28 protein-coding genes are annotated in these 25,933 nt (G+C 58.0%); 21 read left to right on the plus strand and 7 right to left on the minus strand.

The features are described 5' to 3' along the window. Positions 1–240: 240 nt before the first annotated feature. Positions 241–2,271 carry a hypothetical protein gene (locus ACUZ9P_RS04350; RefSeq protein WP_449248780.1) on the plus strand — a complete coding sequence of 677 codons (2,031 nt, stop codon included), beginning with the start codon at positions 241–243 and terminating at the stop codon, positions 2,269–2,271. Between the two features lie 118 nt (positions 2,272–2,389). On the opposite strand, the gene ACUZ9P_RS04355 is transcribed toward ACUZ9P_RS04350, so the two are convergent. From ACUZ9P_RS04355 to ACUZ9P_RS04375, 5 genes are all read right to left on the minus strand, one after another. Then, positions 2,390–3,004, minus strand: coding sequence for a YkgJ family cysteine cluster protein (locus ACUZ9P_RS04355; RefSeq protein ID WP_449248781.1), 615 nt, complete (start codon positions 3,002–3,004; stop codon positions 2,390–2,392). Positions 3,005–3,086: 82 nt separating this feature from the next. Continuing rightward, positions 3,087–3,629, minus strand: coding sequence for an NADPH-dependent FMN reductase (locus tag ACUZ9P_RS04360; RefSeq protein WP_298997658.1), 543 nt, complete (start codon positions 3,627–3,629; stop codon positions 3,087–3,089). Positions 3,630–3,730: 101 nt separating this feature from the next. Further along, the gene (locus ACUZ9P_RS04365) at positions 3,731–4,135 is read right to left on the minus strand and encodes a thioesterase family protein (RefSeq protein WP_449248782.1); all 405 of its coding nucleotides are present in this window, start codon (positions 4,133–4,135) and stop codon (positions 3,731–3,733) included. 271 nt (positions 4,136–4,406) lie between these two features. Further along, positions 4,407–4,784, minus strand: a complete 378-nt coding sequence (locus ACUZ9P_RS04370; RefSeq protein WP_022658986.1) for a hypothetical protein — start codon at positions 4,782–4,784, stop codon at positions 4,407–4,409. 350 nt (positions 4,785–5,134) lie between these two features. Continuing rightward, positions 5,135–5,647, minus strand: coding sequence for a DUF721 domain-containing protein (locus tag ACUZ9P_RS04375; RefSeq protein ID WP_449248783.1), 513 nt, complete (start codon positions 5,645–5,647; stop codon positions 5,135–5,137). Positions 5,648–5,806: 159 nt separating this feature from the next. Between ACUZ9P_RS04375 and ACUZ9P_RS04380 the strand changes: the two genes are divergently transcribed. Both ACUZ9P_RS04380 and ahcY read left to right on the plus strand, forming a co-directional pair. Further along, positions 5,807–6,730, plus strand: a complete 924-nt coding sequence (locus tag ACUZ9P_RS04380; RefSeq protein WP_449248784.1) for an ArsR/SmtB family transcription factor — start codon at positions 5,807–5,809, stop codon at positions 6,728–6,730. A 71-nt stretch (positions 6,731–6,801) separates the two neighbouring features. Further along, on the plus strand, positions 6,802–8,223 hold the full coding sequence (ahcY, locus tag ACUZ9P_RS04385; protein WP_449248785.1) for an adenosylhomocysteinase: 1,422 nt from the start codon (positions 6,802–6,804) through the stop codon (positions 8,221–8,223). An 88-nt stretch (positions 8,224–8,311) separates the two neighbouring features. Here ahcY and ACUZ9P_RS04390 read toward each other — a convergent pair whose 3' ends face one another. Further along, positions 8,312–8,572, minus strand: a complete 261-nt coding sequence (locus ACUZ9P_RS04390; protein WP_449248786.1) for a helix-turn-helix domain-containing protein — start codon at positions 8,570–8,572, stop codon at positions 8,312–8,314. A gap of 551 nt (positions 8,573–9,123) precedes the next feature. Here ACUZ9P_RS04390 and ACUZ9P_RS04395 point away from each other — a divergent pair. Continuing rightward, complete coding sequence (locus ACUZ9P_RS04395) at positions 9,124–10,866, plus strand: HAMP domain-containing methyl-accepting chemotaxis protein (RefSeq protein WP_449248787.1); 1,743 nt, start codon at positions 9,124–9,126, stop codon at positions 10,864–10,866. 131 nt (positions 10,867–10,997) lie between these two features. On the opposite strand, the gene ACUZ9P_RS04400 is transcribed toward ACUZ9P_RS04395, so the two are convergent. Continuing rightward, a complete protein-coding gene (locus tag ACUZ9P_RS04400; protein WP_449248788.1) occupies positions 10,998–11,735 on the minus strand; it encodes a FadR/GntR family transcriptional regulator in 738 nt (245 codons plus the stop codon). A gap of 152 nt (positions 11,736–11,887) precedes the next feature. Here ACUZ9P_RS04400 and ACUZ9P_RS04405 point away from each other — a divergent pair, with 152 nt between their 5' ends. The 17 genes from ACUZ9P_RS04405 (at position 11,888) to ACUZ9P_RS04485 (ending at position 25,688) form a co-directional block, all read left to right on the plus strand. Beyond that, positions 11,888–12,691: a transporter substrate-binding domain-containing protein gene (locus tag ACUZ9P_RS04405; RefSeq protein WP_449248789.1), complete on the plus strand. Its 804-nt coding sequence runs from the start codon at positions 11,888–11,890 to the stop codon at positions 12,689–12,691. A 196-nt stretch (positions 12,692–12,887) separates the two neighbouring features. Next, positions 12,888–13,556, plus strand: coding sequence for an amino acid ABC transporter permease (locus tag ACUZ9P_RS04410; protein ID WP_449248790.1), 669 nt, complete (start codon positions 12,888–12,890; stop codon positions 13,554–13,556). Beyond that, positions 13,553–14,209, plus strand: coding sequence for an amino acid ABC transporter permease (locus ACUZ9P_RS04415; RefSeq protein WP_449248791.1), 657 nt, complete (start codon positions 13,553–13,555; stop codon positions 14,207–14,209). The genes ACUZ9P_RS04410 and ACUZ9P_RS04415 overlap by 4 nt, the downstream gene beginning before the upstream one ends. After that, a complete protein-coding gene (locus tag ACUZ9P_RS04420) occupies positions 14,190–14,918 on the plus strand; it encodes an amino acid ABC transporter ATP-binding protein (protein ID WP_298997675.1) in 729 nt (242 codons plus the stop codon). Before ACUZ9P_RS04415 ends, ACUZ9P_RS04420 begins: the two co-directional genes overlap by 20 nt. A gap of 120 nt (positions 14,919–15,038) precedes the next feature. Beyond that, complete coding sequence (gene allE / locus ACUZ9P_RS04425; RefSeq protein WP_449248792.1) at positions 15,039–15,809, plus strand: (S)-ureidoglycine aminohydrolase; 771 nt, start codon at positions 15,039–15,041, stop codon at positions 15,807–15,809. A gap of 28 nt (positions 15,810–15,837) precedes the next feature. Next, positions 15,838–16,830 (plus strand): ketol-acid reductoisomerase, encoded by a 993-nt coding sequence (gene ilvC, locus ACUZ9P_RS04430; protein WP_323390528.1) that lies wholly within the window; start codon positions 15,838–15,840, stop codon positions 16,828–16,830. Positions 16,831–16,922: 92 nt separating this feature from the next. Further along, on the plus strand, positions 16,923–18,158 hold the full coding sequence (locus ACUZ9P_RS04435) for a M20 family metallo-hydrolase (protein ID WP_449248793.1): 1,236 nt from the start codon (positions 16,923–16,925) through the stop codon (positions 18,156–18,158). A 256-nt stretch (positions 18,159–18,414) separates the two neighbouring features. Further along, complete coding sequence (gene rnhA / locus ACUZ9P_RS04440) at positions 18,415–18,885, plus strand: ribonuclease HI (protein WP_022658999.1); 471 nt, start codon at positions 18,415–18,417, stop codon at positions 18,883–18,885. A 102-nt stretch (positions 18,886–18,987) separates the two neighbouring features. Beyond that, entirely contained in the window at positions 18,988–19,968 is a 981-nt protein-coding gene (locus ACUZ9P_RS04445; protein ID WP_449248794.1) for a hypothetical protein, read from the plus strand. Positions 19,969–19,977: 9 nt separating this feature from the next. After that, complete coding sequence (locus ACUZ9P_RS04450) at positions 19,978–20,418, plus strand: C-GCAxxG-C-C family protein (protein WP_298997684.1); 441 nt, start codon at positions 19,978–19,980, stop codon at positions 20,416–20,418. Between the two features lie 9 nt (positions 20,419–20,427). Continuing rightward, entirely contained in the window at positions 20,428–20,736 is a 309-nt protein-coding gene (locus tag ACUZ9P_RS04455; RefSeq protein ID WP_298997686.1) for a hypothetical protein, read from the plus strand. A gap of 43 nt (positions 20,737–20,779) precedes the next feature. Next, positions 20,780–21,454, plus strand: coding sequence for a site-2 protease family protein (locus ACUZ9P_RS04460; protein ID WP_449248795.1), 675 nt, complete (start codon positions 20,780–20,782; stop codon positions 21,452–21,454). Between the two features lie 80 nt (positions 21,455–21,534). After that, complete coding sequence (gene ruvX, locus ACUZ9P_RS04465) at positions 21,535–21,972, plus strand: Holliday junction resolvase RuvX (RefSeq protein ID WP_022659004.1); 438 nt, start codon at positions 21,535–21,537, stop codon at positions 21,970–21,972. Then, positions 21,969–23,039 (plus strand): endolytic transglycosylase MltG, encoded by a 1,071-nt coding sequence (gene mltG, locus ACUZ9P_RS04470; RefSeq protein WP_449248796.1) that lies wholly within the window; start codon positions 21,969–21,971, stop codon positions 23,037–23,039. Before ruvX ends, mltG begins: the two co-directional genes overlap by 4 nt. A gap of 10 nt (positions 23,040–23,049) precedes the next feature. Then, entirely contained in the window at positions 23,050–23,286 is a 237-nt protein-coding gene (locus tag ACUZ9P_RS04475) for a hypothetical protein (protein WP_022659006.1), read from the plus strand. Between the two features lie 49 nt (positions 23,287–23,335). Beyond that, the gene (locus ACUZ9P_RS04480; protein WP_449248797.1) at positions 23,336–24,988 is read left to right on the plus strand and encodes a cobyrinate a,c-diamide synthase; all 1,653 of its coding nucleotides are present in this window, start codon (positions 23,336–23,338) and stop codon (positions 24,986–24,988) included. A gap of 7 nt (positions 24,989–24,995) precedes the next feature. After that, positions 24,996–25,688 carry a precorrin-8X methylmutase gene (locus ACUZ9P_RS04485; protein ID WP_449248798.1) on the plus strand — a complete coding sequence of 231 codons (693 nt, stop codon included), beginning with the start codon at positions 24,996–24,998 and terminating at the stop codon, positions 25,686–25,688. The last annotated feature ends 245 nt before the right edge of the window (positions 25,689–25,933 follow it).

The following is a 25,933-nucleotide window of genomic DNA, read 5'->3' on the forward strand; positions in this document are numbered from 1 at the left end:
TCATCGGGCGGCCTGCCCATTCAGGCTCGGCCTCCTGTTTCTGCAAGGCCAGCATACATTCCCAAAATACAGCGCGGGGGGTTCCGGTAACGGGGCCTCCCGCGCAAACACAAGGTCTGTCAGCATATGGCGCACCCTGCCGATTCCTGCCCCGCACACAGCGGTAAATCCCCGGCCCCTGAATTTAAGGCGGATACTTTTACCTTGCCTGCTCCCGGTTGGGGATGGTGGGGGGCAGTTGTGGCTCTGCTGTTGCCCTTTGCCTATGCCTTTGGCTTTCTGTTCCCGCGCGGGGATGACTTTGATGAGGTCACCCGAGCCATGTTCCCCTTTGATCTGCCCGGCGGGCTGTATGAAATTGCCCGCGAATGGCTGACCTGGAGCGGACGCTACACCTATCACTTTCTGGCGGTTTTTCTGGGCAAGGCCGGGGAAATCCGCCCCCTCTACGGGCTTGTATGCGCAGGAGTGGCGGCGCTGTTCGGCCTTGGCCTGTTCGGCCTTGCGCGTGTGCTAAACATACGGCGTGGCCCTGCTGCTTTTTGCGGGCTGCTGGGCGTGCTTGTGGTGCTCGCTGGTCATCAGAGCCTGCCCAACTTCTACCTGCTGACAGATGCGCTCACCATGGGCCTTTTGCAGGCCATGACCCTTGTCTTTCTGTGGATGCTCTGCCGCCTGTGGGCCGCTCCGACAACCGAGGCCCGCAAGGCGCGGCGTCAGGCCATCATTGTGGGTGTACTGACCGTGGGTGTGTTTGAGCATTCAGCGCTGGCGGCTTTGGCGGCATGCACGGTTGCTGTTCTGTTGGCCCTTGTGGATCACTTTGCAAGCAGGGAGACGGAACCCGATGCCACGCAAAGCGCCCGCACCCGTCTGCGCCATTTAAGCGTTCTGTGGATATGGGTTTTCGGAGCTTTGCTGTTTTCCTTTCTTGCCCCGGGCAATCAGGTGCGCAGGGCTGCCCGCCATATCGGCACAGACGTACAACTGCGCCAGCTTGCCGCAGCTTTTGACGAATGGCGGCATGTAGCTTTTTGGTTTTTTGACGGGCTGTGGCCGTGGGCTGTTCTGCTGCTGGTGCTTGCGCTGCGAGGCATGCGCGGACAATGCCCGGCCTTTGCCAGGGGAACTGCGCGTTCCGGCCTGCTGATGGCAGTTTTGGCTATAGCCGCGTATCTGGGGCTTTCAGCCCTGCTCACCGTGGTGCATGCCCTCAGTGATGTGACCATCAGCTCCACTGGCAAGCTGCCCGCAGGTCTGACTATTTTTTCAGCCTATGCCTGCGGCTTTGCCCTCTGGGGCTTGCTGAACGCGTTCCCTTCTGTGGAACGCGCCTTGGCGCGGTTGCCCCAACGGGCGCTCATGGCTGCACTGCTTATTCCCCTGCTGGCTCTGCTTGCCAGCAGTTCCAACTGGCGCAACACCATGACCAATGCCGCCAACGGCAGCATGCTCCACCTTGGGCTGCAATTGCAGGAGCGCTATGACACGTTGCAGGTCATGGGCGATGCCGCTCAGCCAAAGGATGCGCCGCCCCGCTTCGGCCTGCTTGGCGAAATCTACCGTCCCGGCGCGCGCAAGCGAGCCATAGACAAGAATTTGCCCCTGCCTGTGGTGCAGCGCAGTATTCCGGCGACGGTCTTTCCTGTTCAGATGGATGAGGCCTTGCCCGCGCAACCAGAAACATGGCCCAACCTCTGGGCTGCCTGGATGCTGGGCCTTGGCGGCGTATACAGCGCACCGCCCGTGGCCACCGCCGCCGTGGCAGCGCTGGAGGCACCTGCGGACATGGCCGCGCAAAAGCCCGTAACGCTCGGCTTGCCGCAGGCCTTGCAAGATGCGGGCATTGACGCTGCATGGCTGGTGCGCGCCAATGGCGCACCGTCAAACGTGCAACCGTCTGCGGCCACCACCTCGTTCAGCGATCTGTGGCTGGTGCTTCACGGACAGGATATTTCAAAGATTGAGCGCATTGCGGTTTTGCGGCTCAACAAAACGGACTGGCGCAGGCTTATGCCCGTATTTCTGCAACGGCTTGCTGCATCACATCTTCTGGAGCGGCAGATGCTTGCAGACAGCGCCGCCGGAGGCTCCGCTTATCAGCAAATACTGACCACACTGGCAGGCGAACAAATCCACTTCATGGCTGAAGGCTGGAAGGTCGGTGAGTATCTGGCCGTACCGGTGAGTCCGGCTGTCAACGTGCCGCTGGGCCTTTTTGTGAGCCTGAACAACGGCCCTATGCTCCGGCTTGATTTGTCAAAACCCTGACCATCCGGACGGTGCAAATACACGCAGGCGCAGGAGCCGATCAAGGCTAGTCTAACTGGCCTGAGCTGGCGGCCGGGTTGGGCTGGCGTGGTTTGGCGGTCAGCTTGAATCGGCTTGATCAGGCGTAGTTTGCCCAAGGCACGGCCTGCAAGAGCGTGGTGACACCGCGAAAGAAAGCCTGTGCTTCCTCCGCTGTAATGTGTTCCGGCAGGGTGTACCGCTCCCTGTACCAGGGCAATGTGAGCCGCAAGGCTGCCTGCATGGCATCCTGACGCGGGTGCAGCACATCAGCAGGGCGGGTCTGGGTGGCATCCTCGCCCGCTTTACACGGCTGACCGAAAACTACATAGCGCCTACACGCAATCGGACGTACAGGATAAGCGCCGCAGCACCCCTCCAACAGGAAAGGGCAGGCACCCCCAAGAGTTGTCCGCTCTCTGCGGAACAGCGCAAAGGCTGCTTTGAGAGCATCCCGCCTGGAGGGTGGAAGCTCCAGCTCCGCAAAAAGGCGCAAGGCCAGAATTTCCAGTGGGGTGGCAGGGATGGGCTGGATACAGCAATAGCAGCACCCCGGCCCGCAGGCTGGCGGCTCCTTCTGGAGCGCGATGGATTCCGCTACGCCGCAATCCACCAGGGCATACGCGTCCAGCAGCAGGCTCATGCCCGGCATGCGCTCAAACCTGCGGTTGTTGTACCTGAAGCGTTGTGCGTCTTTTCCCTGACTGGCAGCCATTTCTATTTCCTTGCCAACGCGCAGCCCCGCAGAAAACCACTGCCGAAGCAGCGGCCTGTCCACGGGGCTGGCAGATCGGGGGCTACTTCAGCCGTAACGTCCAATCGGTCATGGCCTGCATGAGGGCCGTTGCCTGACTCGCAAGGGCTTCATCCTGCACATCGCCGTTATCGGCAAAGGCAGGCGTGAAAGCGTTGGAAAAAAGCTCAGGCTTGTTCAGTACGTGCAGGTTCAGATACACACACACCTGACGCAGATGGTACTGCGCCCGCGATGTGCCCATGCCGCCGCCGGCACCCACGATGCAGGCGGTTTTGCCTGTAAGGGGCGCGAGGTCGGGTTCGCGTGAGAGCCAGTCCAGCGCGTTTTTCAGCGCGGGAGCAAGAGAATAGTTGTATTCGGGGCAGGCCAGAACCAGCCCGTCCGCTGCGCTCACCTGATCAATGAGGCGCTGCACCACAGCGGGTTTTTCAATATCCGCGTTGTAAAACGGCAGAGCGGAAATATCTGCAATTTCAAGGCTTACACCCTGAGGAAGATGCGCTGCGCAGCACCGCAAAAGCCCGGTATTGCGCGAAGCCTTGCGCAGACTGCCCGATATGCCGACAAAAGTAAGGTTGCCCATAACTACTCCTTAAGGGTTGCATAGACATGAGTAGTTTACTGTGTTTTTAGGCAAAAGCCCATAAGCCAGTGCCGCTGAAATCCCGCAGGGAGGGTTGTTTGTCAGGCTTTTGCCTTGTCCCTGGTTCTGCTCTCAAATTTATCTTTGTTCACAACCACGCGCTCGTGCGTCCCCTCGCCGATCAGCCCTGTCTCGTCATAGGCAGCCACCTTGAAACTCAGGCCTTTGCCGTTGGGGGAAACTGCGGTTACTTCCGCAGTAAAACGCACTTTCATACCCTGCGGCGTCGCTGCCACATGGCTGACGCTGATGCCGGTTCCTACGGTTGCTTGCCCGTCTTCCAGGCTTGGCTGCACCACATCCACGGCAGTGCCTTCCATCCAGGCCACCATCATGGCCGTGGAAAACACGCTGACCTTGCCGCTGCCCACCGTGCTTGCCAGCATGGCCTCGGTAACAGTGGTTTCTGCAGTGCCGTTCATGCCGGGCGTAATAGTATTGCTCATGTCTGCCTCGCTGGCTTATTGGATTGGTGGCACGCAGAAAAGCCTGCCGGGCGCCACTCTGATACTTGCGTATTATTTGCAAGAGTAAAGGACTTGCCCAGCTCTTTCAACGATTGTCTGCCTTGAGAGGCGGTATGCAGCGAATGGCGCGCCAGCGGGTTGCAAAAAGTTGAAGGCTGCAGAAAATGAAAAAGCCCTCGCAAAGAGGGCCGTTTCATGTGGAGGTTGCTGCCGCCAACGCATACGCGGTGACTGCGGCTATATGGAAAAATCAGGCATTGGCTGCCTTGAGCATCTCTTCAACCATGGAGAGCGAAGGGGTCGCGCCAGAATCAAGGCCGCACAGGCCACGCACTGCCAGCATGAGCATGTCAAACTGGAGGGCCATTTCGGTCACGCCGTTGTGGATCACGCACACATCGCCGCGCATGAACAGCTTGTAGGCGTGACGGCTGCGCTCCTGACCGCTGGAACGAACAATGTAATAGATCTGTTCATTGCTTTCGGTCACATACAGCTTTTGGCGAGTAAGTGTGCCAAGCGATTCGTCATACCAGGAACATTCCGAAAAAAGACGACCGCAAAAAGCAAAGTCGCAGCCGTTGTCCTGTTTCAGGCAAATGTCTTCCATGGTTTTCTGCACGTCCATTCATTCCCTCCGCAGGCTCAGACCATCAAACAATGGCCACAAAATCCCCAGTTAACGTTGGGGAAAACTAGCACCGCACCAGAAGCGTTGTCAATAAAGCGCAGCAAGCGAACAACAAAATCGCATGCACAAAGTGCGATTAAAATTTATAACACCACAATATATATACTTAAAAAAGATATGTTTTCTTTTGCGGTTTACCCTAAAGAAAATGGAACACCGTACCTGCCATGAATAAAACAGAAGGGGGAAGGCAAGGGTACTCACAGGCAGTTTTTTCTGTCCGGAACGCTCATTGTTCTCAATACGCATTGCGGTTGCGGCTCCCTGCCGGGGTTGACCGCCGGTGCTCAGCGTGTGCGACGCTGCCGAATAAAGCGCGCATAGGCACGCGCCACTGGCGATGCAGGATCCATTGCCTCCAGATACACGCCCTCGGCGCACAGAGGCTCTGGTGCTCGTAACCGGGGCACGGGCTTATCCTCTTTTGCCGTTTTCCGCGTTGCGGCTTTGTCCAGCCCTGCCTTGCCCATAAGCAGGCTGACCTTTATGGCGCTGAAAAAAGGCTGTTCCATAAAGGCATTGACCCTCTCCAGCATTTCGCCCGCCATAAGGTGCAGCTCCTGCGCCAGCATGGCATCCTCTGCCCCGATAAGCAGAACATCCCGATGATGTCCCATGGGCCGCGCCAAAGGCGCAAGATCAGGCCCCATGACCATGCCCCAGTTGAGCCAGAGCTGTTGTAACCGCGCCCGCGTTTCTCCCTGGCCGGGGGCCGCGCCAAGCCCCGCCATCACTGAGGCCATGACCTCCATGGCGTGCATGGGCTGAGAGTCTTTCTGTCGTTTACGGAATACGGCCATTATCGTTCCTTAAAAACAGGCAGCGCCCCTGATCCTGGCTGGGATACGGGTGCTGTTGGGCGCGGGCTTCTGGCTATGCCTGTTTTGAACATATTGACTATATGCTGATATATTGATACTTACATCAATCAAATTTGATTTACTGGAACTGGACAGATAATGGCACTTTTATTTTTCAAAGCTCTGTCGGATGAAACTCGCCTGCGGCTGGTTCATATTCTGCTGCATTACGAACTCTCGGTCAACGAGCTGGTCAGTATCCTTGATATGGGGCAATCGCGTGTTTCGCGGCACCTCAAGATTCTTACCGAGGCAGGGCTGCTCACTTCGCGCCGTGATGGCCTGTGGGTTTTTTATGCCACGCCTCGCGCGGGCGAAGATCTTGATTTTTTGCGCGCCATCACGCCCTTTGTCCACCCGGACGCCGCCATGCGGGCAGACCTCAATATGGCCGCCCAGATTCTTGAAGAACGCGCGCTTAAAACCCGCCAGTTTTTTAACGCCATTGCGGAAGACTGGGACGAGTTGAACCGCGAGGTTCTTGGCAGTTTTGATCTGGCCGGGGCAGTTTTTGATGCCATGCCTGACGGCTGCGGCACAGCTGTGGACCTTGGCTGCGGCACTGGCACTGTGCTCGCACGCATGCTGCCCAAGGCGCAAGGGGTCATTGGGGTGGACGGCTCCGCCCGCATGCTTGAAATCTGCCGCCGCCGCTTTACTCCGGAGGATCTGGCCGAAGGCCGCGTTTCACTGCGCATTGGCGAACTGAGCCACCTGCCGCTGCGCGACCACGAGGCGGACTTTGCCTGCATCAACCTTGTGCTGCACCATCTTTCAGACCCGGCTGAAGGCCTGCGCGAGATCCGGCGCATCATGGCTGTGGGCGGCAGGTTCTTTGTGGCCGATTTTCAACGCCATGCCGATGAAACCATGCGCTCCCGCTACGGCGACCGCTGGCTTGGCTTTGACGAACAGCAGCTTGGCCTTGATCTGGCTGCGGCTGGCTTTGCGGTTTTGCACTGCAAACACATGCAGGTGAACAGAAACATGACCATGCTTCTGCTCAGCGCCGAAGCCCGCTGACAGCCTAGCCCAGCGGCTCATATTTCCCAAGATTTTACCGACAACAACAAAATTGCGGATAGGAGAAAACAATGATTAAGCCTCTTGACCTGACCCTTGACTACAAAGTGGCCGACATATCTTTGGCTGACTTTGGCAAAAAAGAAATGCAGCTTTCCGAGCGCGAAACGCCCGGCCTCATGGAATGCATCAAAAAATACGGTCCCACCCAGCCCCTCAAGGGCCTCAAGGTCACCGGCTCCCTGCACATGACCATTCAGACGGCCATGCTCATCAAGACCCTGCACGCCCTTGGCGCAGACATCCGCTGGGCTTCGTGCAACATCTTTTCCACTCAGGATCACGCCGCCGCCGCCATTGCGGAAAGCGGCATGGCCAAGGTCTTTGCCTGGAAGGGCGAAACCCTTGAAGACTACTGGTGGTGCACGGAAATGGCCCTCACCTGGCCTGACGGCAGCGGCCCCGACCTTATCGTGGACGACGGCGGCGACGCCACCCTGCTGATCCACAAAGGTTTTGAGGCGGAAAACGATCCCTCCATCCTTGACCAGAAGACCGACAACAAGGAATTTCAGTGCATCCTTGACCGACTTAAGCTGCGTCTCAAGGAAACCCCCCAGCACTGGCACAAGGTTGCCGCCAAGGTAAAGGGCGTTTCGGAAGAAACCACCACCGGCGTTCACCGCCTCTACCAGCTGGAAGCTGCCGGCACCCTGCTGTTCCCGGCCATCAACGTCAACGACTCGGTCACCAAGTCCAAGTTCGACAACCTGTACGGCTGCCGCGAATCCCTGGCTGACGGCATCAAACGCGCTACCGACATCATGGTGGCGGGCAAGGTTGTTGTGGTCGTGGGCTACGGCGATGTGGGCAAGGGCTGCGCCCAGTCCATGCGCGGTTTTGGCGCACGAGTGCTGGTAACGGAAATCGACCCCATCTGCGCCCTTCAGGCCGCTATGGAAGGATTTGAAGTCACCACGGTTGAAAACGCCCTTCACCAGGGCGATATCTACGTGACCTGCACCGGCAACTACCATGTCATCACCGGCGCCCACATGGAAGCCATGAAGGACGAGGCCATCGTGTGCAACATCGGCCACTTCGACAGCGAAATCGAAATGTCCTACCTGGAAAACACCCCCGGCATAACCTGCCTGAACATCAAGCCGCAGGTGGACAAGTGGACGCTCAAGTCCGGCCGCAGCATCATTGTACTGGCCGAGGGCCGTCTGGTTAACCTTGGCTGCGCCACCGGGCACGCCAGCTTTGTTATGTCCAACAGCTTCACCAACCAGACCCTTGCCCAGCTCAAACTCGCCTCCGAGCCGCTGGAAAACAAGGTTTACACCCTGCCCAAGGAACTGGACGAAGAAGTGGCCCGTCTGCACCTTGCCCGTCTTGGCGTCAAGCTTACCACGCTTACCCCCGAGCAGGCCGACTACATCGGCGTGAAAGTTGAAGGGCCGTACAAGCCCAGCCACTACCGCTACTAGGCCAGCAAGGCGAACATTCCTGAAAAAAAAGCCGGAGTATTGCTCCGGCTTTTTTTGTTGCGCTGCCCTGAGAAATGAAAGAATACTGTCATAATGCTTTACCTTTTTTCAGATTTTCAACCTCATCCATAACTAATTGAATAAATACATCAGGCCTTATTTCAAGCGCTTCACTTAAAAAAAATAAAACATTCAATGTCACATTCCATTTACCATTTTCCAATCCAGTAATGTAAGCCCTTTCTATCATCGCTAGCTCAGACAACTTACGCTTGCTCATGCCAAGAGCTTCACGTCTGCCCTTCAGAATATTCGCAACTGCTTCATTTAAATAAGAATATTTTTCCATCCTATTACTATAACGGAATTTTCTTGACTAGACATGGGAGTATATTACCATCTATATCAAGGGCAAGTAGCCCCGCTGTTTCGTGCTTTTTGGTCAAATAATACAACAGCATTATTTTTTTATTGCAATTCAATTCTATTTTCATAACCGAATAAATTGGGGCTTAAATTATTATCAACGCAAGCATCTGCCTTAATAACAACGTAACTACTTCTCATAGTAGTTATATTATTTTGTATGTGATGTTGTCATAAAAAAAAATTTTCACTGTATTATTTTACTCAAAATAGAACTTACGTACTTTTTATTATTATAATATTTTATAATTCCTTTTTATACTTCACTTCAATGTTGTTTTTTTGTTTTTATGTGTTTTTATATTTTTACACTTAATCAATATATGCCTATCAAAAACATATTAGATGTCGATAATACTATGATGGTAGCAGAAATTTTTTATACAAAATCAACTCTGCATTCCATTCCATTAAAATTTTAACAAAAGATTGAGCAAACCGTTTAAACAGATCTTATCACAGTGGAGAAGCATCATGAAGTTGAGTGTCAAGTTATCCTTGATGGCAAGTTTTTTAATGGCTCTGACAATTGCCCTTGGGCTTTTCAGCCTTGTGCAAATGTCAAAGATCAATGACGGCACAACAGACATTAATCAAAACTGGCTCCCCTCCACCAGATATGTCTTGAATCTCAACGTAAATACATCAGATTTTCGACTCGCCCAGGTGCAGCTTGCCAACAGCCCTGAAGCACAGGACAGGGCTCGTTATCAGGCCAGAATGGACGCCACCCTCAAAGACATTGAGAAGAACAAGTCGCAGTATGCCCCGCTCATTGCTTCAACCCAAGAGAAGAAGGCCTACGAGGGTTTCCTGCGCGAATGGCAAAGCTACATGGATATTTCAAAAGATGTGGTCATGCTTGCCGACAAAGGACAACTGGAAGAAGCGCGTGACCTCACACGTGGCAAAACGAGGGCCATTTTTGAAAAAACCACGGCCTACCTGGAAGATCTTGTCCGCATAAACACGGAAGGCAGCCTGGCCGCCAGCAAAGGCTGCGACGACTTGTATGCCTCAGCAAAACTTCTGGTTATCTGCCTGTTGGTGGCCTCTGTTCTGGCAGGAACCGCCACTGCGGTTGTTATCCTGCGCGGCACCCACAAGCAGCTGGGTAAAGACCCCGGCGAACTGAACACTATCGCCCTGCGGGTTGTGGATGGCGACTACAACATTGACGATGGCAGCCCCAAGGCTGGCGTGTACGAATCCATTGTAGCCATGGTTGCGGCCCTCAAGAGCCATATTGACCACGCCAAGGAAGAGTCCCTCAGGGCTCAGGAAGCTGCGGAACAGGCCCACAAGGCACAGATTGTGGCCGAAGAAGCCACCGCGCGGGCAGAAACAGCCCGCAAGGAAGGCCTGCTTGACGCCGCCACCCAGCTTGAAGGCGTGGTCAACGTAATTGCATCAGCCTCTGAAGAACTTTCCGCCCAGATCGAGCAATCTTCGCACGGCGCTGAGCAGCAGGCCCACCGCATTGCGGACACCGCCACCGCAGTGGAAGAAATGAATGCCACGGTCATTGAAGTTGCCAAGAACGCCGGAGCCGGTGCAAACCTGTCCGCATCCACACAGAGCAAGGCCAAGGAAGGCGATGATGTAACCACAAAGTGTCGGCGAGCCATGGACGAGGTTCAGGCCGAAACAATAGGGCTCAAAACCAACATGGACACTCTTTCTGTCCACGCACAGGCCATCAACGAAATTATGACTGTTATCTCGGACATCGCCGACCAGACAAACCTGCTGGCCCTGAACGCGGCTATTGAAGCTGCGCGCGCTGGTGAGGCGGGCCGTGGCTTTGCCGTTGTGGCAGACGAAGTGCGCAAACTGGCAGAAAAAACCATGTCCTCCACACAGGATGTGGGCAAGGCCATTCAGGCCATTCAGGAAAGTTCCAAAGAAGGTGTGCGCCGCATGGACCAGGCGGTTGGCAAGGTAAACCTTGCTGCCGACCTTGCCGAAAAATGCGGTGCCGCGCTTGCGGAAATTCTCAGCCTTGCGGAGCAGACAGCTGATCAGGTGCGCAGTATCGCCACCGCCAGCGAGGAGCAGTCCGCTTCCTCTGAAGAAATCGCCCGCTCGGTGGAGCACGTCAATACCATTGCGTCTGAGACATCACAGGCAATGGGCGAAGCCAGCAAGGCTGTTTCCGAACTTGCGGCGCAGGCCCAGAACCTGGCCCGCATCATAACCCAACTCAAGAATTCCTAACTCTCGCTGCATGCAGTCACAGGGCGGCCTTGCATTCGCAGGGCCGCCTTTTTTGGGCCCTGGGCGAGGTGCCCACACACCCGCTATTTTCCCACACTCCATCAACGCCCCTCAAAGCTCGCCCCACTCCCTCACCAAGAAGAAATACGCACTCCTGCTCTGGCGGCAGTGGCGACAACGTGCTCTTCCATGGCCAAACGCGCCCCGTGCGAGTTCCGCGACCGGAGATGTTCCAGCAGAACCGCATGTTCACGCATGGTGTCCACCAGCCCTTCCTGATTGGAAAAAGGCAACCGCTGGCTTTCAGAAAACAGATCAAAAAACGGGCGCATGGCCTCAATGAAAAAAGGATTGTTTGCCGCTTCAATCATCTGGGTATGAAAGGCGAAATCCAGTTGGGCAAAAAGCTGCACATCACCGCGCACGCTGGCCTGCTTCATGTCGTCCAGCATGGCTGCCATGTCGTCAAGCTGGGCCTGCGTAGCGTTCAGGGCCACAAGGGCGGCAATGGCTGGCTCTATGGCGTGCCTGAACTGAAAAATCTGCGTTTCTTTGCCCGCAATAAATGACCGGTCAAACCGCGTGACAGGTGCCGCAGGCAGGCTCTCCTGCGCGCGTGTCACAAGAAATACGCCCTTGCCGGGCTGAATGGTCACCTTGCCCATGGTCTCCAGAATAACCAGAGCTTCGCGCACCGTAGGACGGCTGACCCCAAGAGATTCCGCAAGCGCGCGCTGCGGGGGCAATTTATGCCCTTCTTGCCAGTTATTATTCAAAATCATTGACAAAATGCTTTCAGCGGCTTCTTCCGAGCTAGACTTCCACATTTTTGTAGCTTCTTCAAGTTTTTCCTGTAATTTAGCACACATAATTTCCACCAAATTGTAGAGGTAACATTTTTCGTTTACCCATGTTGACAAATTTGTAGAAAACGCGCAATCATTTTTTACCGGTCTTACCAGAAACTGACTAAAACGTGGATAATTCCGGATTTACTCAAACATTTTCTTCGGGGGACGTCATGCAATTTTTTCCCAGCCGCCTTGGTTTCATCCTGGCCGTCATGCTGCTGACCGCAGCCCTGCCGCAATCCCTTTACGCCCAACAATCGGGCAACACGCTTGAATCAATAAAAAAATCAGGCGTTATCTCCATTGCTGTTCCGCAGGACTTCCCCCCCTTTGGTTCTGTGGGCGCAGACATGCAGCCTGTGGGTTACGACATCGATACTGCCCGGCTTATTGCAAAAAGCCTTGGCGTCAAGGTGAAGCTTGTGCCAGTAACCAGCACAAACCGCATCCCCTACCTTACCACAGGCAAGGTTGATCTAGTCATCTCCTCGCTGGGCAAAAACGCCGAACGCGAAAAAGCCATCGACTTTTCAGTTCCCTACGCGCCTTTCTTTAACGGCGTATTTGGCCCCGCCGATCTCAAGGTCGCCACGGCAGAAGATCTGACGGGCAAGACAATTGCGGTGACCCGTGGCGCGGTTGAGGACATGGAACTGACCAAGATTGCGCCCGCATCCACAGAAATCCGCCGTTTTGAGGACAACAGTTCAACCATCGCCGCATATCTTTCCGGCCAGGTGCAGATGGTTGCCACAGGCAACGTTGTGGCGGCTTCCATCAACGGGCAGAACCCGGCCAAACATCTGGGAGTCAAATTCCTCATCAAGAACTCGCCCTGTTACATCGGGCTGAACAAAAACGAGCCGGAACTGCAAAAGGCTGTGGACGACATCATCATCCAGGCAAAGAAGGACGGGCAGCTTGAAGCCATTGCGCAAACATGGCTGCACACTACCCTGCCGCAGGATTTTTAAAGATTTTCTGGTGGCTTGCCAAAAAGAACAGCGAGGAGCACCGTGCTTACCAACTCTTTACCGGTAAGACCACAAGGTTATAACGGCAAGATTCGGATGCGGCAACCTCGCAAAGCTGCAAAATAGCGGTTTGCCGCAGCAACCAGGACGTATGGAGGTGGTCGCCATAGAGCGACCTCCAGTTAGGGGAACAGCCATGGCCTATCAGTTTACCTTCGAGCCCATTGCGGCAAACTGGCCATTGCTGGTTCAGGGGGCAGCACTGACGCTGACCCTCACGGCGGTCAGCGCCACGGTGGGCCTTGCCGTGGGCATTTTGGGAGCGGTTTCGCGCGAGTGGCGGTTGCCCTTTTTGCACCCGTTTTTTACCGCCTATGTAGAATGCGTCCGCAACACGCCCTTTATTGTGCAATTGTACTTCATATACTTCGGCCTGCCCGCCCTTGGGGTACGGCTGAACGGATGGGAAGCCTCCGTGCTGGCAATGGTCGTCAACCTCGGCGCATATTCGACCGAGATCATCCGTGCTGGTGTGGCGGCTGTGCCCAGAGGCCTGATTGAAGCCGCAGACTCCCTGGCCATGAGCCGCTGGCAGTGCCTGCGCCACGTGATTCTGCGCCCGGCGCTCAAAACCGTGTGGCCCGCCCTGTGCAGCCAGATTGTCATTGTCATGCTGGGGTCCTCAGTATGTTCGCAGATCGCCGCCGAGGAGCTGACCTTCGAGGCCAACCTCATCCAGAGCCGCACATTCCGCGCCTTTGAGGTCTACCTCGCCAGCACGCTCATGTACCTTGCTCTCGCCATCGCCGTGCGCAAGAGCCTGCATGCCTTTGGCAAACACTGCATCCGCAGGGGGCGCGCATGATCAGCTTCTCTATCTGGGACATGGTGCGCCATCTGCTGACGGGCGCGGGCTGGACAATCGTTCTGTCTGTCATCGCTTTCGCTCTTGGCGGATTCATGGGCCTTATTGTGCTGTTTGTACGCATTTCGCCCAAGGCACAACTGCGCGCCCTGGCCATGACGTACATTGAGTTTTTTCAGGATACGCCGCTGCTTATGCAGTTTTTTCTCATCTTTTTCGGGCTGGCCCTGTTTGGCGTGGATATTTCGCCCCTGGCCGCCGCTACGCTGGGCCTTACGTTCTTTACCAGCGCGTACCTTGCTGAAATCTGGCGCGGATGCGTTGAGGCGCTGCCCAAGGGTCAGTGGGAGGCATCGGCGTGCCTCGCCATGAACCGTTACGAGCAGCTGCGTCACGTCATTCTGCCCCAGGCCTTGCGCATAGCCATCCCCCCGACTGTGGGCTTTTCAGTACAGGTCGTCAAAGGAACAGCCGTGGCCTCGATCATCGGCCTTGTGGAAATAACCAAAACCGGGACCATGATCGCCAACGCAACCTTCAAGCCGCTGCTGGTCTACGGCCTTGTGGCTGCGGGTTATTTTCTCATGTGCTATCCGCTTTCGGCCTTTGCCCGCTGCATCGAAAGGAGGCTCCATGTCGCTGGTCGTCGTTGATGAACTGCACAAGCAGTTCGGTGAAACCAAGGTGCTGCGCGGGGTCAACCTCACGGTGGAAGAAGGCGACGTTGTGGCCGTCATTGGCCGCAGCGGATCTGGCAAGAGCACGTTTCTACGTATTCTCAACGGGCTGGAAACCTTTGATGCGGGTTTTGTGAGAATTGACGGAGATCGTGTCCATGGGCTGGAAAACGATTTGCGCCCACTGCGGCTCAAGGTGGGCATGGTCTTTCAGCAGTTCAACCTCTTTCCCCACCTTACAGCGGGGGAAAATGTCATGCTGGCCCCGCGCATTGTCAAAAAAGAGCCCGAGGCCGAAGTGCGGGAGCTTGCCGCAGAAATGCTCGCGCGGGTGGGCCTTGCCGACAAATTCAACGCCTTTCCCGATCAGTTGTCTGGCGGGCAGCAGCAGCGGGTGGCCATTGCCCGCGCGCTTGCCATGCGCCCCAAAATGTTGCTGTGCGATGAAATAACCTCCGCCCTTGATCCCGAGCTGGTGGGCGAGGTGCTTGAAGTTGTGCGCAAGCTCGCGGCGGAAGGCATGACCCTGATCATGGTCACGCACGAAATGCGCTTTGCGCGCGAAGTAGGCAATAAACTGGTGTTCATGCACCAGGGCAAGGTTCATGAGGCCGGGGCTCCCAAGGCGCTTTTTGCCAAGCCCGGCACTCCGGAACTGGCTTCGTTCATCCAGACGGTGAACTGAGCATTATGGGCAATTTATCAAAAATTGCTCCGGCGTCCGCCCATGTGAACGCCCGTTGCGGAGACCGGCGCGCTGTGCCCGGTCTGGGCAAGCAAAACTAAATCTGCTCAAGGAGGAAACATGGCTTATCCAGAGGGTTTGCTGAAGACACGGGCCGTCATCCGGCCCGGCGAATATGCGGTCATTCCGCCGGAGGGTCGGGTGCGCAACGTCATACCCGGCATCGAGGGCTGCAACATGTCCATCATTGCCTCCCCCAAACTGGGCGCGAGTTTTGTGCAGTATGTGGGCACGGCCCTGCCCGGCGGGGGCACGGTTGCCCCCTTTGCGCAGGAGCCGGGCGTGGAATCCTTTTTATATATCATGGACGGCGCGGGAGCGCTGACCGCAGCCACCTGCGGGCAGAAGCACACTCTGGCCCCCGGCGGCTACGTGTTTGCCTCTGCGGGAAAAGGCCTTGAATTTACCAACACCACCAATGCCCCTGTGCGCTTCCTGCTCTACAAGCAGCGCTACATCGCCCTGCCGGGCCACGAGGCCGAAGCCGTATTCGGCAATACCGCAACAATGGAAGAACGCATCTACGAAGACATGGCCAACGTGTTTATCCGCGATCTGCTGCCCACCCATCTTGGTTTTGACATGAACATGCACACCCTCAGTTTTGACCCCGCAGGCTGCCATCCCTTTGTGGAAACCCACGTGCAGGAGCACGGGGCCTATCTGCTGGAGGGCGAAGGCATCTATCTGCTGGGGGCCGAGTGGATTCAGGTGCAGAAGGAAGACTTCATTTTCTTTGGCCCCTATACCCCGCAGGCTGTATACGCCACTGGCAGGGGACGGCTCACATACATCTACTCCAAAGACTGCAACCGCGATGTGGCCCTGTAGCCTCCCGCTTTTTCAATAAGGATATACCATGTCACAGTTTGGCGAAATTTACCGGGACGAAGACGTTGATATTTCCGTGCTGCACGGCAAGACCATTGCCATCATCGGCTACGGCAGCCAGGGCAAGGCTCAGGGCAAAAGCCTGCGCGACAGCGGCATCAACGTGATTGTGGGCGTTGGCGACAGAACCGTGCACAACAGCTGGAAGGACGCCGAGGCCGACGGCTTTGCCGTGTACGACATCGAGGAGGCTGTCAAACAAGCTGATATCGTTCATATTCTGCTGCAAGACCCGGCCCAGCCCGCTGTGTACTATTCTTCCATCCACGCCCACCTGCGCCCCGGTCAAACCCTCAGCTTTGCGCACGGCTTTGCCATCCTCTACGGTACCATCAAGCCGCCCAAGGATGTGGACGTCATCCTGTTTGTACCCAACGGCCCCGGCCCGGTGGTGCGCCGCAAGTTCAAGGAAGGTTCGGGCATTTATGGCGCGGTGGCCGTTGATCAGGACGCCAGCGGCCATGCCGCCGCCACGGCCCTTGCCATTGCCAAGGGCGTGGGCAGCACTCGCGTGGGCACGATCAAGCTCTCGTTCCAGCACGAAACCGAGGGCGACAATTTTGAAGAACAGGTGCTCTACGGCGGGGCCATCCAGCTCATGCGCTCCATCTACAAGGTCATGACCGATAACGGCTATCCGGCTTCTTTCGCCTATGCCAAGGCCGTGCGCTCCATCCGTTCCATCATTGACGATATCGATGAAGTGGGCGTGGAAGAATACCTCACGCGGCGGGCCAGCCGCACCTGCGAATTTGCCGTACGCACATCCGGCCCGCGCGTTATCAACGAAGACGCCATCCAGCAGATTTTTGAAGAAACGGAAAAAGGCATCTTTGCCCGCAACTGGCTGAATGAATTCAATCTGGGCATGCCCACCCTCAACCGCATGCGCCGCACCTGGGCCGATTCGGACATGGAGCGCACCGGCAAACTGTTCCGCGACAAATTCGGCATGTCATAGGCTTTTTCCGCCGCTGGCGGGATGTGCCTGCGGGCACGGGCTGGCAGCCCGTGCCCCGCCGGATGAATAGAGCCTGAACCAAGGGAGAAGGCATGAACTCTGTGCGTGTAGACAAAGCGCGGCTGCAAAACCGCATGGAAGCAATATCTGCATTCGGGGCAACTGCGGGCGGCGGCGTCACCCGGCTGGCCCTGTCCGATGCAGACAAAGACGCCCGGCAGCAACTCAGCGCATGGCTGAAGGAGCTGGGCTGTGAAATCCATGTGGACGGCATGGGCAACATCTTTGCCGTGCTGCCGGGCAAGGACAGAAGTCTGCCCCCGGTTATGACAGGCTCTCACGGCGATTCCCAGCCGCTCGGCGGACGTTTTGACGGCATGCTGGGCGTTGTGGCTGGCGTGGAGGTTGTGAACGCCCTGCGCGATGCGGGCGTATCCCTGCTGCGCGATCTGGTGGTGGCCGACTGGACCAACGAGGAAGGCTCCCGCTTCACCCCCGGCTGCTCCGGCTCCGGAGTATGGGCTGGCAAGCTGGCGCAACAAGATATGTACGCCCTCAAAGACCAGCAAGGCCTTACCCTTGGCGGGGAGCTTGCACGCATCGGCTTCCGGGGCGATTCCAGTTATTTCCCCCGCCCTGTGCATGCGGCCTTTGAACTGCATATAGAGCAAGGGCCTGTGCTGGAAGAGAAAAGCATCCCCATCGGCATACCACAGGGCATTGTGTGCCTGCGCTGGTACAATGTACGCGTACAGGGCGTGCCCAACCATGCCGGGCCAACGCCCATGACCAGCAGGCACGATGCCATATACGCCTTTTCGCTCATGGCGGCGCGCATTTTTGAGATTGCCCGCAGTTCCGGTCAGGTGGTGGCCACGGTGGGCGAAGTGCATGCTTCGCCCAACTCGCGCAACGTCATTGCCGGGGATGTGCAGTTCACCATCGACGTGCGCGGCTGGGACGAATCCGCCACAGATGATGTGTGCCTACGCATCGAGGCCGCGCTGGCCGGAGCTGCGCAACTGGCGGGGTGTGAGGTTACGCCCGAACGCATCTGGCAGGTTTCGCGCGTGCCCTTTGACCAGCGCCTGCGCGGAATGGTGCGCGAGGCTGCGACCAACCTTGGCCTGCCCTGCCTGGACATGGTCTCCGGAGCATCGCACGACATGATCTATATTGCCCAGGTTGCGCCGGGAGCCATGATATTTGTACCCAGTATGGGCGGGCGCAGCCATGCCGAGGTAGAAAACACCTCATGGGAAGACTGCGCGGCAGGCGCTGACGTGCTGCTGCACTGTCTGATGCGCGCGGGCAACGAACCTGGCTAGAGCAGTTTACGAATGAAATGAGTTAACTGCTCTGCAAGGATTTTCCTGAAAATTATTGCCTCGAAATTTTACGGGGGGGCCATCCCCTCCCCTGCGCCCTCGCGTCTTTATTTCTGCCGCAATCTATCCAGGGATTTTTCTGCCGGGTGGAATCCGCCCTCACCTGCCCCAAGAGGCGCATTGCCCAGCAAGGCTTTGCCGTGTATGCTTGCCGTTCGCCGAACAGCTTCGGCAGGAACCCGCGTAAAGGACTACAATGCAGAAAGTGACCATTCATACTGACGGCTCATGTCTGGGCAATCCCGGCCCCGGCGGCTGGGCCGCCGTACTCAAACTTGACGATCAGGACTACCGCAAGGAATTTGCCGGAGGCTACAAGCTGACCACCAACAACCGCATGGAAATCCTGGCGGTTGTGGAAGCCCTGAGCCAGTTGCAAAACCCCTGCGAAGTCGAGCTCTACTCCGACTCAAAATACGTATGCGACAGCATTGAAAAGCGTTGGGTCTGGGGCTGGCAGAAAAAAGGCTGGATCAAGAGCGACAAAAAGCCCGCCCTCAATGTGGATCTGTGGAAGCGCCTGCTGCCCCTGCTTTCCACCCACAAGGTGCGCATGCGCTGGCTGAAAGGCCATGCCGGGCACCCTGAGAACGAACGTTGCGACGTTCTGGCCCGCGCTGAAGCTGGCCGCAGGGATCTGCCCCCCGACACGGGCTATAATCCCTAGCCACGGCGAATCCTAGTTTTGCCCTTGCGGGCATTCCCGCAGGGGCGCGCAAATCCTTGACTGTTCCTCATTTCAGCTTCCGGCAGCGCCAAGCCAACCAGCATGACAGCAACCTCCCCAGATACCGCACTCACACTCGCAAGCCTCTGGCATTCCCTGGGCTGGCCCTTGCTGCGTCTGCTGCTGGGGCTGGCGGTGGGCCTGCTTGTGGCAAACCTGCTAGAGGCCCTGCGCTGGACGCGCCATCTTGCCCGCCTTGCCGCGCCCCTGGCCCAGACCGCCCATCTGCGTGAAGTCGCGGGCGCGAGTTTTTCGCTGGCCTTTGTGTCCCCCGCCGCTGCCAATGGCCTGCTCTCTGACAGCCATAATCTGGGCGAGCTTTCGAGCAACGAGCTTATGCTGGCAAACCTGTTCAACAGCCTGCCAGCCTACCTAGTGCACACGCCCACCATTTTTCTGCTCACCTGGCCGGTACTGGGCACTCCTGCCCTGGTGTACGTGGGGCTTACATTTATCGCCGCCGCAGGACGCACGGGCTTTACCGTTGTGCTTTCACGCTGGCTGCTGCCGCCGCCACCGCCGGGCTGTATTGCCTGTCAGAACATCAAGCAGGCGGGCACATCGTGGCGCGAGGCCCTGAACAAGGCCTGGCGGCGCTTTTTGCGGCGTCTTCCCAAGCTGGTGTACTTCACGGTGCCCATTTACGTGCTTATGTTCTGCATGCAGCGCTACGGCTATTTTGCGCTGGCAGAGGCATGGCTGGCCGATCACATGGGCTGGCTCTCGTTTTTGAAGCCGCAGGCCATGGGCATCATTGTGCTGCACCTGGCGGCGGAGCTTGGCGCGGCCCTTGGCGCTGCGGGCAGCGTGCTGCAAACTGGCGGGCTTTCGCCGCGCGATGTGGTGCTGGCCCTCATGGTGGGCAATATCCTTTCCACACCCATGCGGGCCATACGGCACCAGCTGCCATCCTATGCGGGCTTTTTCCGCCCGGCGTTGGCCCTGCGGCTTATCCTCGCCAATCAGGGGCTGCGGGCCGCCAGTATGACCGTTGTGACCCTCGTTTACTACTTCTGCACATAAGGACAAAGCATGAGCACCCCTCCTGAACTTGAAGAAGTGCAAGAAGACTTCAACATGGGCATTATTTGCGCGCAGCAGGTGCTGGCCCACTTTGCAGACAGGCTTGGCCTGACGGAAGAAACAGCCCTGCGCATTGCCTCGGCCTTCGGCTCAGGCATGGGCAAGGCCGAGGTATGCGGCTGCGTTTCCGGCTCGCTCATGGTCATAGGCATGATGTACGGCCCGAGCGGCCCATGCCCGCGCCCGCAGAAAGAGGCCTTCTACGCCCGGCGCGACGCCTTTACCGAAGCTTTTGCCAAGGCTCACGGCAGCTTGCAGTGCCGGGGCGTTCTGGGGCATGACATTACCACACCCGAGGGCATGGCAGCTGTCAAACAGAACAATCTTTTCATCAAAACCTGTGCGCCGCTGGTTTGCCATACCTGCGCGCTGCTCGAAGACTACCTGTAGGAGTATTGCATGACTGACACAGCCACCCCGGCTAACGATACCCAGGCAACCGAGGCCGCAGCAGCCCCCGCCGCGCACACCGCTCACGTTCAGGTGGTCAAGCCGGAACACACGGGCGCGCGCGTGACCGTACTGGTGCAGCCGGAAGAAAAATACCTTTCCATGCCCCGGCCCAAGACTTCGCGCCAGCTGCTTGCAGCCCTTGGCCTTGCTGAAGAAACCGCCCTTGTGGCCCGCAACGGTCAGCTGCTTACGCCTGACCGCCACATCTGGCCTGACGACGATCTGCTGGTGCGCAAGGTAGCCTCCTCGGGCTAGGCCCGACCTTGCCGCGCCAAGAGGAAAATGGTACCCGCAACATATGCTGAACCTAGACCTTTCCCAGGTGCTGAGCACCCTGGCCGTAGCCGCTGTACCCGCTCTCCTGGGCATCATTCTGCACGAAGTGGCCCACGGATGGGTGGCCTTTCGATGCGGCGACCCTACCGCAAAAGTCATGGGGCGGCTGACCCTGAACCCCCTGCCGCATATTGACCCCATGGGCCTTTTGGCCTTTGTGCTGACAAGCCTTTCCGGGGCCTTTGTGTTCGGCTGGGCCAAGCCAGTGCCAGTCAATCCCCGTTACTTCCGCAATCCCGCAAAAGACATGATGCTGGTAGCCCTTGCCGGGCCGCTCACAAACTTTTTGCTGGCAGGGCTTTTTGGCCTTTTGCTGTGGGCGGTGCTGCATGTTTTTCCGCCGCAACAATGGATGGACAGCACAAGTTACGTCTTTGCGCTCAAGACCATTCAGACGGGCGTAATCATTAATTTCGGGCTGGGCTGGCTCAATCTGATGCCCATTCCTCCGCTGGACGGCAGCAAGGTTGTGGCCTATTTTCTGCCCCCAACCGCCGCATATCGTTACCTGAGTGTGGAGCGTTACGGATTTGTCATTCTTTTGTTGTTGCTGTTCACCGGGGCGCTTGGACTTGTGCTTGGTCCGCTGGTCAGCGGCAGCGCCCTTGGCCTGCTGTCGCTGCTGGGCATCATTTAGACCACCTTGCCTTTGAGAATGCATTTTCTTAGGGATGGCCGCACTCGCTGGCAAACGCGCCGCACACAACGAGGCTTGCAGTGAAATTCGTTGCCGTTGATTACGGTCTGGCCCGCACGGGCCTTGCCGCATCCGACCCTGAAGGACGGCTGGCCTTTCCGCTGGCAACTCTTCGGCTTGAGGATTTTACCGACCGCAAGGCCTTTCTGGCCGCCCTTGCCGAGCGCATTGCCGAGGCCGGGGCAGAAGCGGTGGTGGTAGGTTTGCCCCTGACCCTTGATGGGGAAGAAACCATGACCACGCGCCAGATACGCAACGTGACCGAGCGCCTTAAGCGCCGGGTGCCGCTGCCTTTTTTCTTTATGATTGAGGCGCTGAGTTCCGAAGAAGCCTGGGCCGATCTGCGCGAGGCCGGTCTGAAAATGCGCAAACGCAAGGCAGTGCTTGACCAGCAGGCCGCTGTGCGCATTCTTTCTTCCTTTCTTTCGCTTGCGCCCCAAGACCGGAGACCCGCATGAAAACACTGTTGCGCGCGCTGGGCCTGCTGCTTTTGCTGGCCCTCGCAGGCGGAGGATGGGTGGCTTACGAGGCTCACACCTTCCTCACCACCGCACCGGAAACCCCAGGCCGCGATGTCTTTTTTGACGTACCAGCCGGGGCGCGTCTGGCGCAGGTAAGCGCGGGGCTGGTCAAGCAGGGGGTTGTTACCGACGCCCGCAAGCTCGACCTGCTGGCCCGCTATAAAAAATGGGAAAACCGCCTCCAGGCTGGCAGATTCGCCCTCAATACGGGCTGGCTGCCGGAAAAAGTGCTGGACGAGCTGGTCAACGGGCACCCCGTGCTGTACCGCGTCACCGTGCCGGAAGGCCTCACATGGTGGCAGACGGGCAAGGTGCTTGAAGAGGCCGGACTTGTAGTTTTTGACGACTTTCGCAAGGTCGTGACCGACCCGGACTTTCTGCGTCATTACGGCATCCCCTTTGCCACGGCTGAGGGCTTTTTGATGCCGGATACATATCTGCTCAAAAAGAATGACGTTGTCGATCTGGCGCAGGCCAAGGCCGTTGCCGGGCGCATGGTGGACAACTTCTGGCGCAAGACCGCCAACGTGTGGCCCGACGGCAAAAAACCGGGGCCGAGCCAGGCAGAACAGCTCAAAACATGGGTTATCCTTGCTTCCATAGTGGAAAAGGAAACAGGCATTGACGCAGAGCGCGCCCGCGTGGCCGGGGTCTACCAGAACCGCATTAACAAGGGCATGCTGCTCCAGGCCGACCCCACAGTGATTTACGGCCTTGGACCCAACTTTGACGGCAACCTGCGCCGCCGCGATCTGGACGATCCCAACAACCTTTACAACACCTATCAGCGCCCCGGCCTGACACCAGGCCCCATCTGCTCGTTCGGCGCAGCGGCCCTTGCCGCAGCCGTCCACCCCGAGGCGCACAACTACCTGTACTTTGTGGCGAAATTCGATGGTGGCGAGCATGTTTTTTCCACCAACCTCAATGACCACAACAAGGCCGTGCGGCAGTATCTGCAAAACCGCCGCAATGCCAAGCCCGCCGCGCCCGACGCGCGCTGAGGAGGCCCCTGTGAAGTACCTCATCGTTGAAGACTTTTCTGGTCAGGAAGTGCCTTTCATCTTTCCGCGCCGTGTAGACCACAGCGACATGCGCGAACAGCTGCCTTACAGCCGCGTTGTTTCCGCCGGTTTTGTGGAACTGGGGCCAGAGGGTTTTGCCTGCTCCGGCGGTAACCCCGAGCTGCAACTCAAAGCCCGGCCAGAGGCAGACGCGGCCATCATTGCCGAGGCCCTGCGACAGCGCTGACAGCATCTGCCGCAAGGCAATCCCTGCCGACACCCTACGGAGCGCAAGCATGCCCAAGCCGCAGCCGAGCATACCCGGCCTTGTCATAGGCGGCACGGGCAGTAATGCGGGCAAAACGACCTTTACCCTGTCCCTGCTCTGTGCCCTGCACGCGCGCGGGCTCGTGGCCCGCGCGGCCAAGACCGGGCCGGACTATATTGATGCTGCCTTTCATGCGGCGCTGACAGGCCAGCCCGCAGCCAATCTGGACACATGGATGTGCCGGGAAGCCGCGCCGTCCCCTGCTGAACAACCCCTGCCCGCAGGGCGCATCCCCAAAGGGTTGGGCCGCGTTTTTGAACGCATGTCCGCAAGTTGTTCCCAGTATGGGGACGCGGACGACGCAAAGGCCGGAACAAATTCTTCCGCCAAGCCAGACCTGCTGGTGGTGGAAGGGGCCATGGGCCTCTTTGACGGAGGGCACCGTGGAGCGGGCAGCACTGCGCATCTGGCCTCCCTGCTTGGTCTGCCCGTACTGCTGGTACTCAACGCAGGCGGTATGGGGCAGTCCATTGCCGCCCTGGCAGAGGGCTTCCTGCAGCACCGTCCCGCATGGGCAGGCGGTCTGCCTGTCCGTTTTCTTGGCATGGTGTGCACCCATGTGGGCAGCGCCCGCCACGCCGACCTGCTGCGCCAGTCATTGACGCCCTTGGCAAAGAGCGCTGGCGTGCCCCTCTTGGGCCTGCTGCCCCGTCAGGGCGCGCCGGAACTTCCCTCCCGCCATCTGGGGCTAGTAGAAGCGCGCGAGGCCCTGCCAGCGGTGGACAGGCAAGCCCTGACCCAATGGGTTGAGCAGCACTGCGACCTGAACCGCATGCTCAAACTGGCGGGCGTACAGACGCCACAAAGGGCAGTTGATGCAGACAAGTCCGGGGCGTCAATGCCGGAAGTAGCCCGGCAAGCGCGGTTATCCGAGGCACATGAACCGCCGTCAGACAGATTTTTTCCCCTTTCAGACGCACAAACGCAGCACCCACTTCGCCCCCACCGCAAACGCAGGCCTGTTGTGGGCCTGGCATGGGACGAGGCTTTCAGCTTTTGTTATGCGGATCTGCCTGCCGTGCTGCACGATCTTGGGGCGCACGTTGTCGCTTTTTCTCCACTGCGGGATGCCGCGCCGCCAGCCGAATGTTCCGGCCTGTACTTTCCCGGCGGCTACCCGGAACTGCATGCCCCCCGGCTCGCGGCCAACACGGCCATGCGCGCAGCCCTGCACGGGCTGGCTGCACAGGGCATGCCCATGTACGGCGAGTGCGGGGGCTATATCTATCTCATGCAGTCCGTGCAGATTGCAGGGCAAGGCCACGCCATGAGCGGCCTCTTGCCGCGCAACTGCGCACTTGGCGCAAGCAAGGCGGCTCTGGGCTACCGGGCCGCGCAAGCCGCGCCTGATTGGCCCGCGCTTAAACGACCTGCCGCCCGCCCCCTGTGGGTGCGCGGACACGAATTTCACTATGCGCAGGAAGAAGAAATCCCCCTGCCCACCCCATGCCGTCCCCTGTGGAAGCTCTATGACAGCCAGGGCCGTTTTTTACGGGATGAAGGCTGCCGCCTCGGATCTGTCGCCGGATCATGGCTGCACTGCTATCCCGAAGGCTCCCGCCGCTTCTGGCGCGCATGGCTGCGCACCTGCGCCGCCTACCTTTCAGACACACGCCCCTGAGGATTTTATGGTTCACAACCCCACAGATAAAATCAGTGTTGATCTTGACCCGGCCTGCACCCCAGCCGAAATCGAAAGCCGCTCTTTCGCCATCATAGATGCGGAAATTCCTGAACCGCGAACCTTTAATGGCCCGCTCTGGCAAGTGGCCCGCCGCTGTGTCCACACCCTTGGCGATACGGATATCGTGGACGACCTGCGGCTGAGCGCCCTTGGCCTTGAAGCTGGCGTGACCGCCTTGCTCGCGGGCTGCACCGTGTATACCGACACCCGCATGGCCGCCGCTGGCCTGCCCATGCGCCGCCTTGATCCGCTGGGGGTAACGGTGACGCCTCTCATGGGACTGCCCGGCCTTGCGGAGCTTGCCGCCAGCCGGGGCACCACACGCTCCCGCGCCGGGCTTGAGAGCATTGCGCAGAACATGGGCGGCAACATTGTGGTCATCGGCAACGCGCCCACGGCCCTGCTGGGGCTTCTGGACGTGCTCGCGCAGGGCGCGCAGCCGCCTGCCCTCATAGTGGGCATGCCTGTGGGTTTTGTGAACGCGGCGCAGTCAAAGGAACTTTTGCGACAAAGCCCCTGGCCCCACTTTACCTTGCTGGGGCGTAAGGGCGGCTCCGCTGTGGCGGCGGCCTGCATCAACGCGCTGGCTGACATAGCCCTTGCGCGGCGCGGCCTCACGCAGGTTGCGGCTCTTTAGACAAAGCACCGAGCAGCGGCTCTTGTCAGCAATCGCCTGAATACTGGCTGGTTATTGAAAATGGGCATTCTCTGAACATGAACACGTTCAGGGAATGCCCATCAGCTTTTGGCGGCAACACCTTGAAAAATCAGTCACACGGACACATGCTGCCGTCTTTGCAGGTTTGACCTTGGGCAGTTCTTGCTATTTTTTTCATAGCGCGCTACTTATTCCATAGCGCGCGCAAGAACATTACCTTTGCT

Source organism: Desulfovibrio intestinivivus (assembly GCF_053570665.1).

What these genes read in the sequence shown, in the direction of transcription:
- ACUZ9P_RS04355 (WP_449248781.1), bottom strand. Translation starts at nt 3,004, where the DNA reads ATGGCTGCCAGTCAGGGAAAAGACGCACAACGCTTCAGGTACAACAAC.
- ACUZ9P_RS04360 (WP_298997658.1), bottom strand. Translation starts at nt 3,629, where the DNA reads ATGGGCAACCTTACTTTTGTCGGCATATCGGGCAGTCTGCGCAAGGCT.
- ACUZ9P_RS04365 (WP_449248782.1), bottom strand. Translation starts at nt 4,135, where the DNA reads ATGAGCAATACTATTACGCCCGGCATGAACGGCACTGCAGAAACCACT.
- ACUZ9P_RS04370 (WP_022658986.1), bottom strand. Translation starts at nt 4,784, where the DNA reads ATGGACGTGCAGAAAACCATGGAAGACATTTGCCTGAAACAGGACAAC.
- ACUZ9P_RS04375 (WP_449248783.1), bottom strand. Translation starts at nt 5,647, where the DNA reads ATGGCCGTATTCCGTAAACGACAGAAAGACTCTCAGCCCATGCACGCC.
- ACUZ9P_RS04380 (WP_449248784.1), top strand. Translation starts at nt 5,807, where the DNA reads ATGGCACTTTTATTTTTCAAAGCTCTGTCGGATGAAACTCGCCTGCGG.
- ahcY (WP_449248785.1), top strand. Translation starts at nt 6,802, where the DNA reads ATGATTAAGCCTCTTGACCTGACCCTTGACTACAAAGTGGCCGACATA.
- ACUZ9P_RS04390 (WP_449248786.1), bottom strand. Translation starts at nt 8,572, where the DNA reads ATGGAAAAATATTCTTATTTAAATGAAGCAGTTGCGAATATTCTGAAG.
- ACUZ9P_RS04395 (WP_449248787.1), top strand. Translation starts at nt 9,124, where the DNA reads ATGAAGTTGAGTGTCAAGTTATCCTTGATGGCAAGTTTTTTAATGGCT.
- ACUZ9P_RS04400 (WP_449248788.1), bottom strand. Translation starts at nt 11,735, where the DNA reads ATGTGTGCTAAATTACAGGAAAAACTTGAAGAAGCTACAAAAATGTGG.
- ACUZ9P_RS04405 (WP_449248789.1), top strand. Translation starts at nt 11,888, where the DNA reads ATGCAATTTTTTCCCAGCCGCCTTGGTTTCATCCTGGCCGTCATGCTG.
- ACUZ9P_RS04410 (WP_449248790.1), top strand. Translation starts at nt 12,888, where the DNA reads ATGGCCTATCAGTTTACCTTCGAGCCCATTGCGGCAAACTGGCCATTG.
- ACUZ9P_RS04415 (WP_449248791.1), top strand. Translation starts at nt 13,553, where the DNA reads ATGATCAGCTTCTCTATCTGGGACATGGTGCGCCATCTGCTGACGGGC.
- ACUZ9P_RS04420 (WP_298997675.1), top strand. Translation starts at nt 14,190, where the DNA reads ATGTCGCTGGTCGTCGTTGATGAACTGCACAAGCAGTTCGGTGAAACC.
- allE (WP_449248792.1), top strand. Translation starts at nt 15,039, where the DNA reads ATGGCTTATCCAGAGGGTTTGCTGAAGACACGGGCCGTCATCCGGCCC.
- ilvC (WP_323390528.1), top strand. Translation starts at nt 15,838, where the DNA reads ATGTCACAGTTTGGCGAAATTTACCGGGACGAAGACGTTGATATTTCC.
- ACUZ9P_RS04435 (WP_449248793.1), top strand. Translation starts at nt 16,923, where the DNA reads ATGAACTCTGTGCGTGTAGACAAAGCGCGGCTGCAAAACCGCATGGAA.
- rnhA (WP_022658999.1), top strand. Translation starts at nt 18,415, where the DNA reads ATGCAGAAAGTGACCATTCATACTGACGGCTCATGTCTGGGCAATCCC.
- ACUZ9P_RS04445 (WP_449248794.1), top strand. Translation starts at nt 18,988, where the DNA reads ATGACAGCAACCTCCCCAGATACCGCACTCACACTCGCAAGCCTCTGG.
- ACUZ9P_RS04450 (WP_298997684.1), top strand. Translation starts at nt 19,978, where the DNA reads ATGAGCACCCCTCCTGAACTTGAAGAAGTGCAAGAAGACTTCAACATG.
- ACUZ9P_RS04455 (WP_298997686.1), top strand. Translation starts at nt 20,428, where the DNA reads ATGACTGACACAGCCACCCCGGCTAACGATACCCAGGCAACCGAGGCC.
- ACUZ9P_RS04460 (WP_449248795.1), top strand. Translation starts at nt 20,780, where the DNA reads ATGCTGAACCTAGACCTTTCCCAGGTGCTGAGCACCCTGGCCGTAGCC.
- mltG (WP_449248796.1), top strand. Translation starts at nt 21,969, where the DNA reads ATGAAAACACTGTTGCGCGCGCTGGGCCTGCTGCTTTTGCTGGCCCTC.
- ACUZ9P_RS04480 (WP_449248797.1), top strand. Translation starts at nt 23,336, where the DNA reads ATGCCCAAGCCGCAGCCGAGCATACCCGGCCTTGTCATAGGCGGCACG.
- ACUZ9P_RS04485 (WP_449248798.1), top strand. Translation starts at nt 24,996, where the DNA reads ATGGTTCACAACCCCACAGATAAAATCAGTGTTGATCTTGACCCGGCC.